Below are 16,215 nucleotides of genomic sequence, written 5' to 3' on the forward strand. Positions count from 1 at the left end.
GGCCGACGCACGGCCCGGGACCGGCATGCGCGGCTACCAGGCGCGCACCACCCGGTGGCCGACGCACGGCCCGGGACCGGCATGCGCGGCTACCAGGCGGACGCCCGTGAGTGGCCGACGCTCGGCTGCCGGGCGCGCAGTGTTCGGTGGCCGACGTGGGGTCAGGTTCGGCACCGCTCGGTCGCCGACACGCGGCTCGGGGCGGGCACCGCTCCTGGCTGGCGTGCAGCTCGGGACCGGCACGCGAGCCTGAGGCGTGCCGAACCGGACCGCACAGCCGCACGCGTGACCGCCGCCGAACTCGCTCGCCGCGCCGCACACGCGGCTGAGGTGCGGCGCGGGACCGGCACCGCTCCCGACCGACGTACGGCCCAGGACCGGCACCCGCGACTCACGTACGCAGAACCCGCCCGCACACGTGACCGCCGCCGAACTCGCTCGGTGCGCGTTCGCCGACCTCGGAGCGGCTGCCGCAGGCGATGGCCAGCTCGCGCAGCGCCTCCTCGGCCACTCCACTCGTCGACACCGGCGCACCGCTCACCACGGCTGAGCCCAGCCGGCTGGTGCAGTCAGATCAAGTTGCTCCCTTCGCGTCCTCAGCGCGGCGCCACGCGCGGCCCGTCCGCCTCCGGCAGCGGCCGGGCCTGGTCCAGCACCTCGTCGGTGTACTTGTCGAGCAGGCGCGTGCCGATCTGCTGCGCGTACCCGAAGATCACGGCCCACAGCAGCAGCGCGGCGGCCGAGGGGATGCCGATCAGGCCGCTCGTCACGCCCGCTCCCAGCGCCAGGATGCCGACCACCGCCAGTGCCGCGCCGAGCATGATCTTGATCAGGGCCTGGTAGCCGATCATCACGTACGGCGAGAGCGATGGCCGGCGGCGTAAGAGCAGGACCACGGCCGCGAGCACGGCGCCGAACGCGCCGAGCACCTGCACCAGCCAGACGTCCACACCGGACGCCTTCGCGCCGCCGCCGGGGCAGACGGTCGGCAGCGCCTTCTCCTTGGGGTCGACGCACAGCGGGATGATGCCGGGCTTCACGATGCCCACGACGCCGAGCACGGTGTTGATCACCAACAGCACCAGGGACGCGGCGATCAGCTTGTTGCGCAGGGCGCGGGAGCCCGCGTGCGCGAAGTCCGAGTTGTCGTAGGCCGCCCGCAGCGCGTCCACCACGATCGCGCGCTCCACCGCGGGCGGGAACTCCCCCGGCCGCAACGCTTCCAGGGCGCCGCGGCGGGGGTCGTCGTCGTCCAGGTACTGCGCCACCCGCGCCCGCAACCCCGGCAGCCGCCCCAGGAACCCGCGCTCCGCCGAGATCGTCGCCACCTCGGCCTCGTGCAGCGCGCGCCAGGCCCGTTCGATGTGCCAGCCCGACCACCACGACGGGACCATGCGCCACCACGGCTCCCGCGCGTTCAGCATCGCCTCCACCACCGCCGCCTGCTCCTCGGCGGTGCGGCGCCAGACATCGCCCTCGGGGTCGACCGGGTCCGGCGGGCCGAGCGCGGCGAGATCCGCGCGGACCCGGTCCAACCGGGACTGCACGACGAGCCGCCAGTCGGTGACTCTGGGTTTGCGTTCGGCCATGGTTCGATGGTGACAGGCACCCCTGACAATTTCCGGAGCCATCCGTGTGACGTGCGGAAACGTCGCCAAAACCATTCATAGGCTTGCGCTTATATACGCAGCAAGTTATAAAACTGACCGTGGACGTCTTCGAAGCCGTGGCCGAACCCCACCGCAGGCACCTGATCAGCCTGCTGGCCGAACGCGAGCGCACGGCGGGCGAGCTCGTGGACAGCCTGCCGTCGCTCACGCAGCCGGCCGTGTCACGCCACCTGCGCGTGCTCAGGGAGGTCGGTCTGGTCGAGGTGAGGCCGGACGGTCAGCGCCGCATCTACGCGCTCAAACCCGATGGCCTGCAACGCATCGACGACTGGATCACCCCGTACCGCCGCTTCTGGCGCTCCCACCTCGACGCACTCGAACAGCACCTGGAGAACCGATGAACCTCGGCACCGTCACCGTCGAGGGCGACCACGCGGTCCTCGCCTTCGAACGCAGGCTCGGGTTCCCGATCGACCGCGTCTGGTCCGCCATCACCGACGACGCCGAGCGCAAGGCGTGGTTCGGCAACGGCACCGTGGACCCGCACGGCAAGCAGGTCGTCATCGAGCCCGAGGACCCGCCCGCGCCGATGGAGGCCAAGCGGGTCACCGGACGCATCCTGACCTGGCAGCCACCGGAGAACGGCCACGCCGTCTTCGAACACGAGTGGCACCAGCGGATCGTGGAGGACAGCGTCGTGCGCTACGAGCTCACGGCGGACGGCGACGCGACCGTGCTCCGGTTCACCCACCGTGGACTGTCCGAACGCAACGCCAAGGGGTTCGCGCCCGGCACGCACGCGTTCCTCGACCGCGCGGAGGCCCACCTGGGCCACGCCCCGCTGCCGAACTGGGGCGAGCGCTACGCCGAGGTCGCGCCGGACTACCCGGCCTGGCGCTAGTCCCGGCGGGCCGCCATCTCGTGCGCGGCGGCGAAGCGCTTGTCCGGATTGCCGAGGTACGCCCACGGCCACCGAGCGGCGCGCGGCCCGCTGCGTGCGAGGTGGGCGGCGAGCCGGTCGGGCACCTCGGCCTGGAAGTAGCACATCGCGAAGATCTGGTGCGCCCACAGCGAATACGGCCGGCCGTCGGCTCCCGCGAGCAGCCGGTCGGACACGGCGTCGACCTCGGCGCGCTGCTTCTTCCAGTACGAGAGGGTCGCGACCTGCCACATGCGGGACAGCTTGCCGCCCTTCGCCATCTTGTCGAGGTGCATCTCGATGTGCGCGATCGGGACCAGCGCGAGCAGCGGATGCCCGTCGGGCAGGCTCTCGACGCCGGACCGGGCGAACGCGAACATCTCGTCGTGGCTGCCGTACCACTTGGCGGCCTTCGTCTGCAGACGGCGCAGGTTCGCGTTGACCAGGTCGGGGACCCGCTTCACGACCTCTTCGTGGATCTCCGCGGGCTCACCGCGGTGAGTGGGCGCCCCGAGCGTCACGGATATCAGCGCCGCCCACGGCGCCACGTCATCGGGGGCGAGCTCCGCGGCCCGCAGCAGGGTCTGCCGTGCACGACCGGTGAAGTCGGCCAGGCCGGCGAACTGGTCGCGGCTCGTGTGCTTCGCCCGCGCGGCGGTACGGCTGGTCGCGGGTGGCACCGAGCAGGTCGAGGGCGGGACCGAGGTCGCCGGACACCAGGGCGACGGCGGAGCGCAGGAGCTCGTCGTCGTCGAAAGCCGTGTCGACGTAGGCGGGGAGCGAAGGCACGCGCGCAACCTAACAGCGCGTCAAGCGCGGCCGTCCGCAGTTGACCACCGGCGCCGGATCGAACGGACGGGAGGCGCCCCACGACGCCTCCCCCGCGCGGGCTCAGGCGGTCTGCGACGGCTCCACCAGCGCACGGAGCCGGGGCGGCATCCGCTTCTCCAGCCCGTACGGTTCGAGGTGCGCCTGCAACACCCCCGTGAACGCCCGCTCGACGGAAGCGGTGTCCCAGTTCTCGCTCTCCAGGATCGGCTGCTTGAAGTACGGCTGACCCACGATGTGCAGCTGCCGGCCGTTGCAGCGGACGACCTGCCCGGTGATCCCCTCCGACCGGTCCGACAGCAGGAACAGCACCAGCGGCGCCACCTTGCCCGGCGTGCGGTCGGCCGGAATGGCGCGCAGCGAACGCTCGGACTTCCACACCATCCGCGTGTGCGCGACGGGGCACACGGCGTTCACGCGGATGCCTTCCGGCTCGAGGTCGAGCGCCCACGAGTAGCTCAGCGAGGCGACAGCGCCCTTGGTGGCGGAATAGGTGCCGAGTTTGCGCTGCCCGAAGGACGCGCCGGAGGAAATGTTGATGATGGAGCCGCCGCCGAACCCGCGCATGGCGCGCATGGCGGCGATTCCGACGTAGATGACGCCGAGCACGTTCACCTCGACGACTTCCCTGATCGTCTCCGGGTCGTCCTCCCACGGCACCGTCTCGTAGTTCAGGCCCGCGTTGTTGACCAGGCCGTCGATGCGGCCGAATTCGTCGACGCACAGGTCCACGATCTTCGCGGCCTCGCTCGGGTCGGCCACCGTGTGGGTCGAGGCGACCGCGCGGCCGCCGTAGCCGCGGATGTGCTCCGCCACCTTCTCGGCCAGGTCACCGTCGTTGTCGTTGACCACCACCGAGGCACCCGCCAGCGCCGCGTGCATCGCGTAGGCCTCGCCGAGTCCTCGGCCGGCCCCCGTGATGACGATCGCCTTTCCGTCCAGGATCCCCATTGCACGCTCTCTTTCAGTTCTCGGCGGCGGTTCCCCGGAACCCCCCTGTGGTCCTGTATCCGCCTTCGACAAGCGTGCGGACCGAACGGAGCAGCGCAGCGAGTGTTTCGTTGAGGTGTCACCGCAGAGCGCCCAATGGCGCAGAAAGTTCACCCTTGCCTATGTCCTCGACTGATCGGCCCGGTGCCGATGAGGACTTTCGCCCTCAACCGATCGAGTGACCCACCACGACAAAACCGTGTCAAAGAGTCCCGAAGAGTATCGAAAAGGGCCGCCTTCCCGTGGGAAGACGGCCCTGAATTCGACAATTCACCTGTCCGTGTAGGTCAGGTTCTTCCCGCTCGACGGATCGAAGAGCTGGACCTTGTCCGCGTCGAACCAGATGTCCGCCGACGAGCCCGCGGTGGCACCCGACGCCGACGACAGCCGCGTCACGAGCGAGATGCCGTCACCCGGCACGTCGTCCGCGCCCATGTCCGCCGCGAGGTCCTGCAGGTCCGCGGAGGTCACCTGCTCGCCCTTGAGGTTGAAGTAGGCGTACTTGTCCGAGCCCATCGACTCCAGCACGTCCACGTGCGACGAGAACTTGCCGCCGGTGGACAGCACGGAGGCGTCCACCAGCTCCGCGTCCTCGAAGTGCTCGGGGCGGATGCCCATGATCACCTCGCGGGGCGCGTCGGCACCCTCCAGCAGCTGCCGCACCCGGTCCGTCAGCTGCACGTCGCCGAGCGCAGAGCGCAGGCTGCCGTTCTCCAGCGAGGCCGGCACGAAGTTCATCGACGGCGAGCCGATGAAGCCGGCCACGAAGAGGTTCGCGGGGTGCTCGTAGAGGAACTGCGGCGCGCCGATCTGCTGCACGATCCCGCCGCGCATGACCACGACCCGGTCGCCGAGGGTCATCGCCTCGGTCTGGTCGTGCGTCACGTACACCGTGGTCGTGCCGAGCTGCTTCTGCAGACGCGACACCGAGGTGCGCATCTGCACGCGCAGCTTGGCGTCCAGGTTGGACAGCGGCTCGTCCATGAGGAACGCCTTGGGGCTGCGCACGATCGCACGGCCCATCGCCACGCGCTGCCGCTGGCCACCGGACAGGTTGGACGGCTTGCGGTCGAGGTGCTGCGTGAGGTCGAGGATCTCCGCGGCCTCCTTGACCTTCTTCTCGACGGTGGCGTTGTCGACCTTCGCCAGCCGCAACGGGAAGGCCATGTTCTCCTTCACCGTCATGTGCGGGTAGAGCGCGTAGGACTGGAACACCATCGCGATGTCGCGGTCCTTGGGCGCCTTCTCGTTGACCCGCTGCCCGCCGATGCGCAGCTCACCGTCGGTGATGTCCTCCAGGCCCGCGATCATGTTGAGCGTGGTGGACTTCCCGCAGCCGGACGGTCCGACCAGGATGATGAACTCGCCGTCGGCGATCTCGAGGTTGACCTCCTGCACGGCCAGCGCGCCGTCGGGGTACCTCTTGGTCACCTTGTCCAGAACGATCTCTGCCATTGGTCAACTCACCCCTTGACGGCGCCGGAGGTCAGGCCGGCGACGATCCGGCGCTGGAAGAACAACACGAAGAGGATGATCGGGATGGTGATCACGACGGCGGCCGCCGCGATCGACCCGGCCGGGTCCTCGAACTGCGAGCTGCCGGTGAAGAACGACAGCGCCACCGGCACGGTCCGCGACTGCTCGGTCGAGGTGAGCGAGATCGCGAACAGGAAGTCGTTCCAGCAGAAGATGAACACCAGGATCGCCGTCGTGAACACACCCGGCGCGGCCAGCGGTGCGATGACGCGACGGAACGCCTGCCCCGGCGTCGCACCGTCCATCTTCGCCGCCTTCTCGAGCTCCCAGGGGATCTCGCGGAAGAACGCCGACAGGGTGTAGATCGCGAGCGGCAGCGCGAACGTGATGTACGGCAGGATCAGGCCGGGCCAGGTGTCGAAGAGGCCGAGCGAGCGCTCGATCTCGAACAACGGCGACACCAGCGAGACCTGCGGGAACATCGCGATCAGCAGCGAGACGCCGACCAGCACGTTCTTGCCCGGGAAGTCGAGCCTGGCGATGGCGTAGGCCGCCATCGTGCCGAACACCACGGCGATCGCGGTCGCGATGAGCGCGATGCCGATGGAGTTGACCAGCGCCCGCGTGAACTCGGTCGTCGAGAAGATGTTGCGGTAGTTCTCGAGACTCCACTCCCGCGGGATGAAGTTGCCGTCCGCCAGCGTCGCCGACGACTTGAACGACAACGACACGATCCACAGCACCGGCAACAGCGCGTAGATCACCACGACGGCGTTGAGCAGGCCCCAGCTCCACTTCTTGCCGGTGGTCTCCGCTCCTCCGATGCCCGCCATCAGCGCTTCCCCCCGTCGTCGCTGCCCGGGGCAGCGGTGCCGAAGAGCTTGATGAACACGAACGCGATGATCGCGACCATGATGAAGATCAGCACCGACATGGTCGATCCGATGCCGAGGTTCAAGCCCTTGATCAGGTTGTTGTAGGTCAGCATCGACACCGACGACGTGCCCTGCGAGCCCGAGGTGAGCACGAAGAGGTTGTCGAAGATGCGGAACGCGTCGAGCGTGCGGAACAGCAGCGCCACCAGGATCGCCGGCTTCATGATCGGCACGGTGATCTTGATGAACCGCTGCCACCCGCTCGCGCCGTCCATCGCGGCGGCCTTGAGCAGGTCGTCGGGAACGAGCGCGAGACCGGCCATCAGCAGCAGCGCCATGAACGGCGTGGTCTTCCAGATCTCCGCGAGACCCACGACCATGAGCGCCGGGATCTTCTCGGTGAGCACGGGCTCACCGCCGAGCGCCTCCGACAGGTAGCCGGTGCCGGGCGTCCAGGCGAAGCGCCAGGAGAACGCGGCCACGACCGTGACGATGCCGTACGGGATCAGCGTGGTCGTGCGGACGATGCCGCGACCGACCAGCGCGCGGTGCATGATCAGCGCGAGCGACATGCCCAGCACCAGCTCGACCGCGACGGTGACGACGGTCAGCACGACCGTCACCCACACCGCGTTCCACCAGTACGGGCTGCTGAGCACCGTGACGTAGTTGTCGAACCAGATCCACTCGGTCCGGTCGGGGAACTTCAGGTCGAACCGCTGCATCGACAGCAGCAGCGAGTAGATGATCGGCCAGCCCGTCACCGCGATCATGGTGAGCGCCGCCGGTGCGCAGAGCAGCCAGCCGAGCCTGCGCTCGGCCTTCTTGCCCTCGCTCAGCGCGACCTTCTTCTTGCCGGCAGCGGGTTCCGGTGCGACCTCGGTCCTCGCTGCTTGTTCTGTGGCCGCGTGACTCACGGCAGCACCCCCTTGGAGTCGAGTGCGTCCTGGAGCTCCTCGCGCAACCGGTCGCCCGTCGCCTTGGGGTCGATGCTCGCCGGCGGCGACAGGACCGTGGCGATGACGGTCGACGCGTTCTGGTACGCGGGCGTGAGCGGCCGGACACTCGCGTTCTTGAGCGTCTTCTTGATGTCCTCGCGCATCGGGTACGCCTCGGCCATCTCCGGCTCGTCGTAGACGGACTCGATGGTCGGCGGCACGCCGTCCTTGAGCGCGGCGAGCTTCTGGTTCTCCGCACTGCGCAGGCACAGCACCGCGTCGAACGACTGGTCCGGGTGCTTCGTGTAGGCGCTGACGGCGAAGTTGATGCCACCGACGGTGACCTTCGCCGAGTCACCGCCGAACGCCGGGTACGGCGCCCACTTGAAGTTCTTCGCGAACTCCGGCTTCTTCTGCGCCGCCGCGTAGACGTACGGCCAGTTGAGCTGGAACGCCGCGTTGCCGTTCTCCATGGCCAGCCGCGCGTTGTCCTCGGCGGCGTTGGAGAACGACGGGTCGATCGCCTTGGACGTGGCGAGCTTCTTCAGCGCCGCCAACGCTTCCACGGCCTTCGGGTCGACCTCGGCCTTGGTGCCGCTCTCGTCGATGATCTTGCCGCCGTTGGAGTTGACCAGCGTGTTGAACAGCACGACGAGCCCCTCGTACTGCTTGCCCTGCCCCACGATCTTGCCGGGCTTGCCCTGTGCGACCAGGGCTTCGGCCATGCTGATCATCTCGTCCCACGTCTTCGGCGGCGTCGGAACGAGGTCCGAGCGGTACCAGAGGAGCTGGACGTTCGTGTTGTCCGGGGCCGCGTAGAGCTTGCCCTCGTAGGTGGCGGTCTTCAGCGGCGTCTGCAGCGTGCCGCTCTCCACCTGGGACTTGACGGACCCCGTGAACTCCTTGAGCCAGCCCGCCTCCGCGAGCTCGGCGGTCCACGTGACGTCCAGACCGAGGACGTCCATGCTGTCGTCCTCGGCGGCGAGTCTGCGCACCATCTGCTCGCGCTGACCGTCCGCTTCCCGCGGCAGCTTGTTGTAGACGATCTTGTAACGCCCTGCGGCCTTGGCGTTGCAGTTGTCGACGATCGCCTGGAAGTTCTCCTGGGGATATTTGTAGACGTTGACGGTGACGCCTCCGTCGCTCGACCCGCACGCCGTGACGGTTGATGCCGCGAGCAACGCGACCCCCACCCCAGCGGCGAGTCGATAGCGCCGTTTCGCACCCATCGGCCCTGCCTCCTTCCCGACTACACGGAGGAGCCAGACCGCAATGCCCGGCACCTCGTCGTGCCACCGGCCGCACCGGGCGGACCGGTGCAACGAACCTAGGCCTGGTGATCACCAGCCGCAACCAAAGGAAGCAACGATTCAGAACCAATAGCTGTTCTTCATGTCTCAACAGCTAGGGGTTTGAAGGCCGCATGGCCAGCTTGGCCAGCAGGTCACGCCCCTTTTCGGCCGACTTCGGGTGGCACAGCACGTCATACCGCCCCGCCACCAACTGACTGGCCGACTGGAAGTCCCGCTTGCCCCGCGCCGACCCGTACCCGACCGCCGCGAACACCAGCCCGAAGAACACACCGGTGATGAGGCCCGTCAGAACCGGTCCGACGGTCACTCCGGGTTCCGGGCTGAAGAGGGTGAGCAACAGCCCGACGAACAACCCGAACCACGCCCCGCTGGCCGCCCCGGTCACGAGCACCCGGCCCCAGGTCAGCTTGCCGGTGACCCGCTCCACGAGCATCAGGTCGACGCCGACGATCGTCACGTCCTGCACCGGGAAGTCCTCAAGCGCCAGGAAGTCGACCGCCCGCTGCGCCTCCTCGTAGGTGGCGTACGAACCGATCGGCCACCCCGTCGGCGGGGTGGGCAGGCGGGGCGGGACACCGGGCCGGTTCGGGCTGGCGAACGGACTCGTCACAGGGACCACCTCTGTCGGACGCGCTGATCGTTCCATCCTGCCAGTGCCCGGTGTCGAGTGCTGAGACGCCTACGGGTGTTTTGCCGGGATCGGCCGAGCGGTCTCCGCAGCCGGAGATGGCCACGGCCGAGGTCACGACTACACCAAACCCCGCAGGCAACAGGAACTACTGGTTACGCCACTCATCGACAAACGGCTCCAGGAAGTTCTTAAATTCCTCGTCACTGACGTTTCCAGCACCAAATCCGACCCAATTGGAAAACGGATACAAGGATGCAATGGAGATATTGAACGCCAGATGGAAGGCGCCCACGAAGATCGATCCGCGCTTCTTCCACTCGAAGGAGCTGGAAATGAACTTGCCCAGCGCGAGCGGGTCCTCACCCGCTCGCGCCAGATCCTGCAGCTTCTCCGCAACTTGCGTAACAGACATGCTCACTTGGAGAAGGTTACACGCGCTTGCGTGTAGTTGCCAGGCACACCGATCAGATCGCGCTTATTCACGGTGATCCGAGTGAACCCGTACTTGGCCGCCATTTTTCCGGTAAACGTTTCCGCGGCAGCCTCCTCCAGAGAAAGCATGCTTTGCACGCCGGCATTGAAGCTCACCAGATTGTCCGACGTGCTGTACCAATTTCCCTTGATCGATCTAACATTCGGGCCCAATGCGTTCATCATGTCGGCGAACATCGTAGAGCCCCTTGTTTTTTCGCCGCCCTCGATGACATAGGTGAGAGCGCCCGCCTCGTCAATCTCTGACATGATGAAGTCCGGGCCACCGTAGTCGCGACTGAAGCTCTTACCACAAGTGTTGTGCACCAGGAAGTGGGCACTGGAACGACCATCCGAAACGTGGAACGTAGGGAGAACGGCAACAGCCAGGTTATAAGTCGTATCCACTTTGGACGACTCATGGTGGACGATGCCCACTACTTCTGCGGTTTCACCCTCAGCGGTACGCAGCCGATCACCTGATTGCAGCATCCCCGCATTTACCCAAGCCGACTGGTTCACACTGTAGAAGGGATGAATCTCTGTGGTTTTGATGACCTGCTTCTCGCCCGCAACCGACACACTGATGTCGACCAGGCTTCGATCTTTGTCGGTGACGAAAGTTCCAACAACGGAATGTGCCGCAAGTGCACCGGTTATCGGATCGCCGGCCACGACTTCATCGCCGACCTTGATCTCTTCGATCTTCCTTGAGTTGCCATCGGCCATCAGCACGGTAGTGTCACCAACGAAGCTGCAGGCCTTTGCCAGCGCTTTGGTGCCCTTAAGGCCTTTGCCCGCGTTGCCGAGCCCCTTGGACCCCACCACCGACTCGCCCACGATGACGACACCGCGGCCGATCGCGTACCCGTAGTCCTCGTCCTTGACCGCTTGGACGACGGGATCAGCCGCTGCGATCACACCGTTGATGAGCGTGCCGCCGGGATCAGACCCGAAGGTGATGACCCCCTGGGCGGCGGTGTCGATCGCGTCCGAACACTTTCCCGGATCGACGAGCTTCACGTCCAACGATGCGTTGACCGACACCCGGCAGGAGCCCACGAAGTCGACGGCTTCGACAGCGGTGTGGTAGGTCTCCTTGAAGGCGTCCTGAACGCCCTTCTGATACCGGGCTTGGTAGTTCACCTGCTTCTTGACCGGCATGCCGCCCGGCGCGTCAGAGCCGAGAAGGGGTGTGTAGCTCTCCCTCACGCCCTGTGAGCCGCAAGGACCGTCGTCCATGCAGCCCATTGCCAGCATGCCGGACGGGTCGCTCAACGTGATCGGCGAGTTGTTGCTGTAGGCATACCCGTTCCACTGCTGCGGGTCGGAGCCGTCCATGATCGGGTCGACGGAGACGAACCTGCCGACAGCGGGGTCGTACTGGCGTGCCCCGATGGACACGAGGCCGGTCGAGGCGTCGACGGTGCCGCCGACGAAGCCGCGCTCGCCGGGGAACGGGACCGCGGCGCCGCGGGGGGTGCCGAACGGCAGCTGGCGGCGGCGGTCCACGTTCAGCGTTGCCTTGTCCACCGCGATCTGGGCTGTGCCCTGGTGGTCTGCGGCCAGCCAGGTGATCTTCGTGAGGCCCTCGCGCATCGCCACGACCTTGCCGCCGTGCGAGTAGTAGCGGGTCACGGTCGGCTTGGTTGCGCCCTTGGCCAGGCGGAGCTCCTGGCCTCCCAGGTACAGGGTCGTGGCGTCGGGGTCGCGGCGCAGCAGGCGGGAGCCGTCGGCGCCGTGAACGAACTCGGTCTGCTTCGCGGTTCCCTCGGACACCGTGGCCAGGCGGCCCTGCACGTCCCAGTCCAGGGTTTGCTCGACGCCGGTGAGGTTGCGCGTCTTGGTGTTGCCGGACGCGTCGTAGGTGAAGCGGTCGAGCGTGGTGAGACCGGGCTTGGCCGTCGTCACGGACGCGAGCTCGTGGCCGCGCGGGTAGTCGTACGTGCGGGTCGTGTCGCCGGCGAGGGCGTGCTGCACCTCGGTCTTGCGGTTGCCCGCGGGGTCGTAGGTGTAGGAGTGCCAGTACGGGGCGGGGCCGGCCAGGCTGATCGCCGCCGGTTCCGCGTCGCACGCGGTGGACGGCGTCCACGCCTCGGTCAGGCGCTGGAGGTGGTCGTAGCGGAAGCACTGGCGGTCGAGCTGGTCGCCGGCCAGCGCGTCCGTCACGGACAGGACGTTGCCCGCCTGGTCATAGGAGTACCTGATGTCCGCCTGCATCGGAGACGCCACCTCGGCGTCGACGATGTAGCGGTCCATGCGGCGCTTGTTGATGTCGTAGTAGTACGACAACCACGTGCGGGCACCGGCTTTGCCGAGCTGCAGCTGTGAGAGCTCGCCGTACCGCGTGTACGTGCTGGCGGTGACGTAGTCGTCCTTGCCGTTGGTCGTCGTCGGGCGGCCGAGGTCGTCGAAGACGTACTTGATCGTCTCGGCGGCGAGGCTGATCGACGGCACGGCCGGGTAGGACTCGCCCTGCAGGCTGCCGTCCGGACCGTAGCTGAGGAACGACTTGTATTCGCCCCGGAGAGCTCCCTCGACGTCCGGGATGGTGGTGGACACGCTCTTCGGCTGGCCGAGGCCGTTGTAGCTCTGCACCGCCGACCTGTAGGCGTTGCCGCCGGTGTAGGAGGTCGTCGAGGCGGGCAGCCCGACTCCGTTGGTGGCCGTGTCGTACGTCTGCTCCCGCAGCAGCGTCGCGCCGTTGTGCACGGTCGACGGACGGCCGAGCTGGTCGTAGGCGTACGTCAGGGTCGTGTTGCGGGCGTCCGTCGTGGTCACGAGCTGGTTGGCGTCGTTGTAGGTCGACGTCGACGTGCCCTTGTCGACGTCCTCGGACTTCACCAGCCGGCCGAGCAGGTCGTGGTGCCACCGCCAGACGTTGCCGGCCGCGTCCTTCGCCGACGCCGGCTGTCCGGCGGGTGTGTAGCCGTACTCGGTGCGCTCGTAGTCGGTGAGCTGTGCGTTGTTCTTGTACTGCAGGAGAGCGGTCTTGCGCCCACGAGCGTCGAAGATCGTCGTCGTCGGCGTGCCACCCTGCGGCGGGCTGACGAACACCCTGTCGCCTTCGTAGGCGGTGGTGGTGACGTCCGTGTGCGGGCCGGCGACGTGGGTCGTCTTGACCGCACGGCCCACGTTGTCGTACTCCGACCTGGTGAAGCCGGGCATGTCGTTCTCGGAAGCGACCACGATCGAGTCGTCGATCGGGTTGTTGTTGAAGAACGGCTGCGTCACGCGTGCGGAACGGCCGTGCGTGTCGTAGCGCGTGTCGACGATGAGGCGGCCACCGTCTGCTGGCGTCTGCGTCTGCCGCACGCGGTACAGGCCGTCGTAGAGGATCTTCGAGCTGACGTAGCGGCCGTTCGGTCCGATCGTGGAGGACGTGACAACGGTCGGGCCGTCCTTGCGGACGTTGTACTCGAACCTGGCACTCGGGTCGTTCGGGTAGTCGGCCTTCGGGCGCAACGGGTTCCACGCGCGGACGGAACGGCCGAGGGCGTCGTACTCGGTCGTCGTGACCAGCGGGACCACGTTCGAGTCCGCCGTCTGCAGGACCGCGCCCCAGGCCGGCTCGTAGGTCTTGGTGGCCTTCTGCCCCGCCGCGTTCGTCGTCACCGTCTTGGTGAGCGGGCCGCCCGTCTTCGGCGTGTGCTCCACCGTCGACGTGTGGTCGAGCGCGTCCGTCGCGGTGGTGACCCGGCCGTGCTCGTCGTAGCCGAACGTGCCTTTCGTGATGTACTCGGGCTCTGCGGCGGGACGGCTCTTCGCGACCTGCGTCCTGGTCATGTTGCCGTACTGCGGGGCTGCGCCGAAGTCCTGGCCGTCGTAGGCGGACCTGGACGCGGACACGGCGTGGCCGGGGAAGACGGGCGGCGTGTCACAGCTGACCGAGACGGTCTCGGCCTCGTGCGGCAGCACCATCAGCCACTTCGACGTGTTGCGGACGTACGTCTGGGTGGAGCACAGGTCGTCCGTCGTGACCGCGAGGTCACCGAGGTCGTCGGTCTTGGTGACCTGGCCGTACTGGTCGACGGTCGTCTTCACCCTGGTCTGCCGCCAGCCGCGGTTCTTCAGGGCGGTGTAGGTGTCGGTCGTGCCGCCACCCACGAGGTACGCCTGGTAGATGCCGCGGGTAGCGGTCGGGCCCTGCCACTCCGGTGTGCTGATGACCTTGGACGACACCGTGTCGGACTCGCCCTCGTAGGTGATCGTCTCGTAGGAGAGGCCTGCCAGCCAGTCGTGGTCGACCCGTTCGCCTCCGGCGGTGTCCGACACCTTCCGCTGGGCGGTGTCGCCCTTGTTGCCGTCCATGCCGCGGTAGAAGCGCTGTTCGGTCATGGTGACCGGGGCACCTGGCACGTCCGGCTTGCCGACCCGGACGCGGACCCTGCCGTAGCCGCGGTAGTCGTCCCAGGTCTTCTTGTCGTTCTTGACGAACTCCGACTGGTCGAACCGCCAGGCCACACCGTCGAGGTACTCGTAGCGGACGAGCTGCTCGGTGTTGATGCCGGTCGCGTCGGAGGACGTGATCGACTCGACGACGTACTTGTGGAAATGGTCCAGCGTCTCGCTGAAGTCCTTCTTCCGCCACGTCACCGGGTAGCAGCGCAGTGTGTTGGACTGCGCGCTCGCCGGCACCGTTGTCTCGTTGCAGTTCGTGTCCGCGTACTTGATCGTCGTCACGCCGCCGGACTCGGTGACGATCGCGTTGACCCGGTAGCGGTTGATCGAGAACGCGCTGTCGTTCTTCGGCACGCGGTTGTTGAGCAGCTGCCCCTCGAAGGTCACCTGGGGCAGGTCGATGGCCTGGCCGACGTGGCCGGTGTGCTTGATGCCCTTCAGCCACAGCGCGGCGCCGTTGCCGTCCCTGGTGTCGGGGAACTGGTGGTCGAGGGTCCACGAGTCGACGTCGCCGTAGCTGCCGTCACCGCGCAGCACCTGCGCCGTGACCTTCGCCAGGCGCTTGGTGGACCAGAACGTGGGCGACCAGTGGTCCCGGCAGGTCGCGGCGTCGCACTTCTCTTCGAGCGGGACGTCGGGGAAGTTCTCCTTCGAGGCCTGTGAGCAGTTGCTGCCGGGCACGCACCGCTCCGCGGTCGAGAAGACGACCTTGCCGCTCGCCGGCGCCTGCACCCGCTCGTTCAGGCCGTACTCGATGGTGCTCAGCGCTCCACCGCGGGTGTAGGTCACCCCGGCGTCCTTCAGGTTCAGGCTGTACTTGTTCTTCTCGGCCACGTAGTTGTAGAGGATCACGTTGCCGTTGCGGTCGATGGCCTTGTCCAGGTTCCACCGCCAGCCCTGGTCGCACCACGAGCTGTCGAACGACGCCGTGTTGTTGCACGGTTCGTTCGCGTCGTCGCCGAAGACCGGAACGGTCCAGGTCGACTGCGACTCCGGGCGGGAGCCGAAGAAGTACTGGGTGCCGTCGACCGTCGTGATCTTCCAGTGCTCGCGGTCGTTGTCCCCGTTGTCGGGGCCGCCGGAGCCGGTGATCCGCTCGATGCGCGCGGCGTTGTCGGACTTCTGCCGCCACTTGGTCGGATCGCCGTCGTCCTTGATCAGGTCACCACCGCCACCGGGGTAGGACGCCGTCGCGTTGTCGCTGCGCCAGCACAGGTCACCCACCCGCGGAGGGGTGGTGCCCTCGGTGTCGTCGTTGCACGCGCCGTAGGTGCGCTGGATGAAGCCGGCACCCAGCGACCACCCGTCACCGGCCCAGCCGGGCTGGTTGTTGGTCGCGCTCGTCCGCCCGTCCACCAGGGACGACCGGTAGGACAGGCCGACCGACGGTGCGAAACCACCCGGCGCCGGCGGCACGCGCATCGGGTACGACCAGCTGAAGTCGCCGCTCTGGGCAGAGACCGTCCACGCCCCCGTGGGGCTCAACGGGGTCGCCGTGAACGAGCCGCCCCCGTCGGGACGTCCGCCGGTGTTCGCCGGTTGGTTGTTCTGCAGGGCACGGGTGGTCGCCTCGTCCGGGTTCCGGCTCTGGCGGGTTTCCGCGCTCACCGACACCGACGGGACGTCCGGCAGGGGCACCGAAGGGCCACCCACCGCGAACGCCGTCGGCGAGTCGGTCAGGTTGATCGCGCTGACGAGCATGGACACCGCGAGAGCTGCCGCGATACCCCGGAAGGTGCGCGTGGTGGAGCGCATGGGTTCTC

General features: G+C 67.6%; 13 protein-coding genes. 2 read left to right on the forward strand and 11 right to left on the reverse strand.

What is annotated here, in order from left to right:
- Positions 1 to 391 precede the first annotated feature (391 nt).
- Entirely contained in the window at positions 392 to 526 is a 135-nt protein-coding gene (locus tag ADL03_RS50365; protein ID WP_255353471.1) for a hypothetical protein, read from the reverse strand.
- Positions 527 to 596: 70 nt separating this feature from the next.
- Positions 597 to 1,589 carry a hypothetical protein gene (locus ADL03_RS42635; protein ID WP_157529763.1) on the reverse strand — a complete coding sequence of 331 codons (993 nt, stop codon included), beginning with the start codon at positions 1,587 to 1,589 and terminating at the stop codon, positions 597 to 599.
- Positions 1,590 to 1,708: 119 nt separating this feature from the next.
- Between ADL03_RS42635 and ADL03_RS42640 the strand changes: the two genes are divergently transcribed.
- Both ADL03_RS42640 and ADL03_RS42645 read left to right on the forward strand, forming a co-directional pair.
- Positions 1,709 to 2,011 carry a helix-turn-helix transcriptional regulator gene (locus ADL03_RS42640; protein ID WP_053739364.1) on the forward strand — a complete coding sequence of 101 codons (303 nt, stop codon included), beginning with the start codon at positions 1,709 to 1,711 and terminating at the stop codon, positions 2,009 to 2,011.
- Positions 2,008 to 2,511 (forward strand): SRPBCC domain-containing protein, encoded by a 504-nt coding sequence (locus ADL03_RS42645; protein ID WP_053739365.1) that lies wholly within the window; start codon positions 2,008 to 2,010, stop codon positions 2,509 to 2,511. The genes ADL03_RS42640 and ADL03_RS42645 overlap by 4 nt, the downstream gene beginning before the upstream one ends.
- Here ADL03_RS42645 and ADL03_RS42650 read toward each other — a convergent pair.
- The 9 genes from ADL03_RS42650 to ADL03_RS42690 all read right to left on the reverse strand — a co-directional run bounded on the left by ADL03_RS42650 (position 2,508) and on the right by ADL03_RS42690 (position 16,207).
- Entirely contained in the window at positions 2,508 to 3,209 is a 702-nt protein-coding gene (locus ADL03_RS42650) for a hypothetical protein (protein ID WP_053739366.1), read from the reverse strand. The genes ADL03_RS42645 and ADL03_RS42650 overlap by 4 nt on opposite strands.
- 211 nt (positions 3,210 to 3,420) lie before the next feature.
- Positions 3,421 to 4,308: an SDR family NAD(P)-dependent oxidoreductase gene (locus tag ADL03_RS42655; RefSeq protein WP_053739367.1), complete on the reverse strand. Its 888-nt coding sequence runs from the start codon at positions 4,306 to 4,308 to the stop codon at positions 3,421 to 3,423.
- Between the two features lie 309 nt (positions 4,309 to 4,617).
- Positions 4,618 to 5,802 (reverse strand): ABC transporter ATP-binding protein, encoded by a 1,185-nt coding sequence (locus ADL03_RS42660; protein ID WP_053739368.1) that lies wholly within the window; start codon positions 5,800 to 5,802, stop codon positions 4,618 to 4,620.
- 8 nt (positions 5,803 to 5,810) lie between these two features.
- Positions 5,811 to 6,656: a carbohydrate ABC transporter permease gene (locus tag ADL03_RS42665; RefSeq protein ID WP_053739369.1), complete on the reverse strand. Its 846-nt coding sequence runs from the start codon at positions 6,654 to 6,656 to the stop codon at positions 5,811 to 5,813.
- Positions 6,656 to 7,615, reverse strand: coding sequence for a carbohydrate ABC transporter permease (locus tag ADL03_RS42670; protein WP_082374012.1), 960 nt, complete (start codon positions 7,613 to 7,615; stop codon positions 6,656 to 6,658). Before ADL03_RS42670 ends, ADL03_RS42665 begins: the two co-directional genes overlap by 1 nt.
- Complete coding sequence (locus ADL03_RS42675) at positions 7,612 to 8,865, reverse strand: ABC transporter substrate-binding protein (protein ID WP_053739370.1); 1,254 nt, start codon at positions 8,863 to 8,865, stop codon at positions 7,612 to 7,614. Before ADL03_RS42675 ends, ADL03_RS42670 begins: the two co-directional genes overlap by 4 nt.
- A gap of 175 nt (positions 8,866 to 9,040) precedes the next feature.
- A complete protein-coding gene (locus tag ADL03_RS42680) occupies positions 9,041 to 9,559 on the reverse strand; it encodes a general stress protein (protein ID WP_197289144.1) in 519 nt (172 codons plus the stop codon).
- A 166-nt stretch (positions 9,560 to 9,725) separates the two neighbouring features.
- Positions 9,726 to 9,998 (reverse strand): hypothetical protein, encoded by a 273-nt coding sequence (locus tag ADL03_RS42685; protein WP_157529764.1) that lies wholly within the window; start codon positions 9,996 to 9,998, stop codon positions 9,726 to 9,728.
- Complete coding sequence (locus ADL03_RS42690) at positions 9,995 to 16,207, reverse strand: polymorphic toxin-type HINT domain-containing protein (protein ID WP_053739373.1); 6,213 nt, start codon at positions 16,205 to 16,207, stop codon at positions 9,995 to 9,997. The genes ADL03_RS42685 and ADL03_RS42690 overlap by 4 nt, the downstream gene beginning before the upstream one ends.
- Positions 16,208 to 16,215: the final 8 nt, after the last annotated feature.

Origin of the sequence: Nocardia sp. NRRL S-836 (assembly GCF_001279525.1) — a bacterium.
Classification (GTDB): Bacteria; Actinomycetota; Actinomycetes; order Mycobacteriales; family Pseudonocardiaceae; genus Lentzea.

Excerpts from the sequence above, each read along its gene's own strand:
- ADL03_RS42645 (WP_053739365.1), top strand. The coding sequence starts at position 2,008 with ATGAACCTCGGCACCGTCACCGTCGAGGGCGACCACGCGGTCCTCGCC.
- ADL03_RS42660 (WP_053739368.1), bottom strand. The coding sequence starts at position 5,802 with ATGGCAGAGATCGTTCTGGACAAGGTGACCAAGAGGTACCCCGACGGC.
- ADL03_RS42675 (WP_053739370.1), bottom strand. The coding sequence starts at position 8,865 with ATGGGTGCGAAACGGCGCTATCGACTCGCCGCTGGGGTGGGGGTCGCG.
- ADL03_RS42655 (WP_053739367.1), bottom strand. The coding sequence starts at position 4,308 with ATGGGGATCCTGGACGGAAAGGCGATCGTCATCACGGGGGCCGGCCGA.
- ADL03_RS42635 (WP_157529763.1), bottom strand. The coding sequence starts at position 1,589 with ATGGCCGAACGCAAACCCAGAGTCACCGACTGGCGGCTCGTCGTGCAG.
- ADL03_RS42690 (WP_053739373.1), bottom strand. The coding sequence starts at position 16,207 with ATGCGCTCCACCACGCGCACCTTCCGGGGTATCGCGGCAGCTCTCGCG.
- ADL03_RS42665 (WP_053739369.1), bottom strand. The coding sequence starts at position 6,656 with ATGGCGGGCATCGGAGGAGCGGAGACCACCGGCAAGAAGTGGAGCTGG.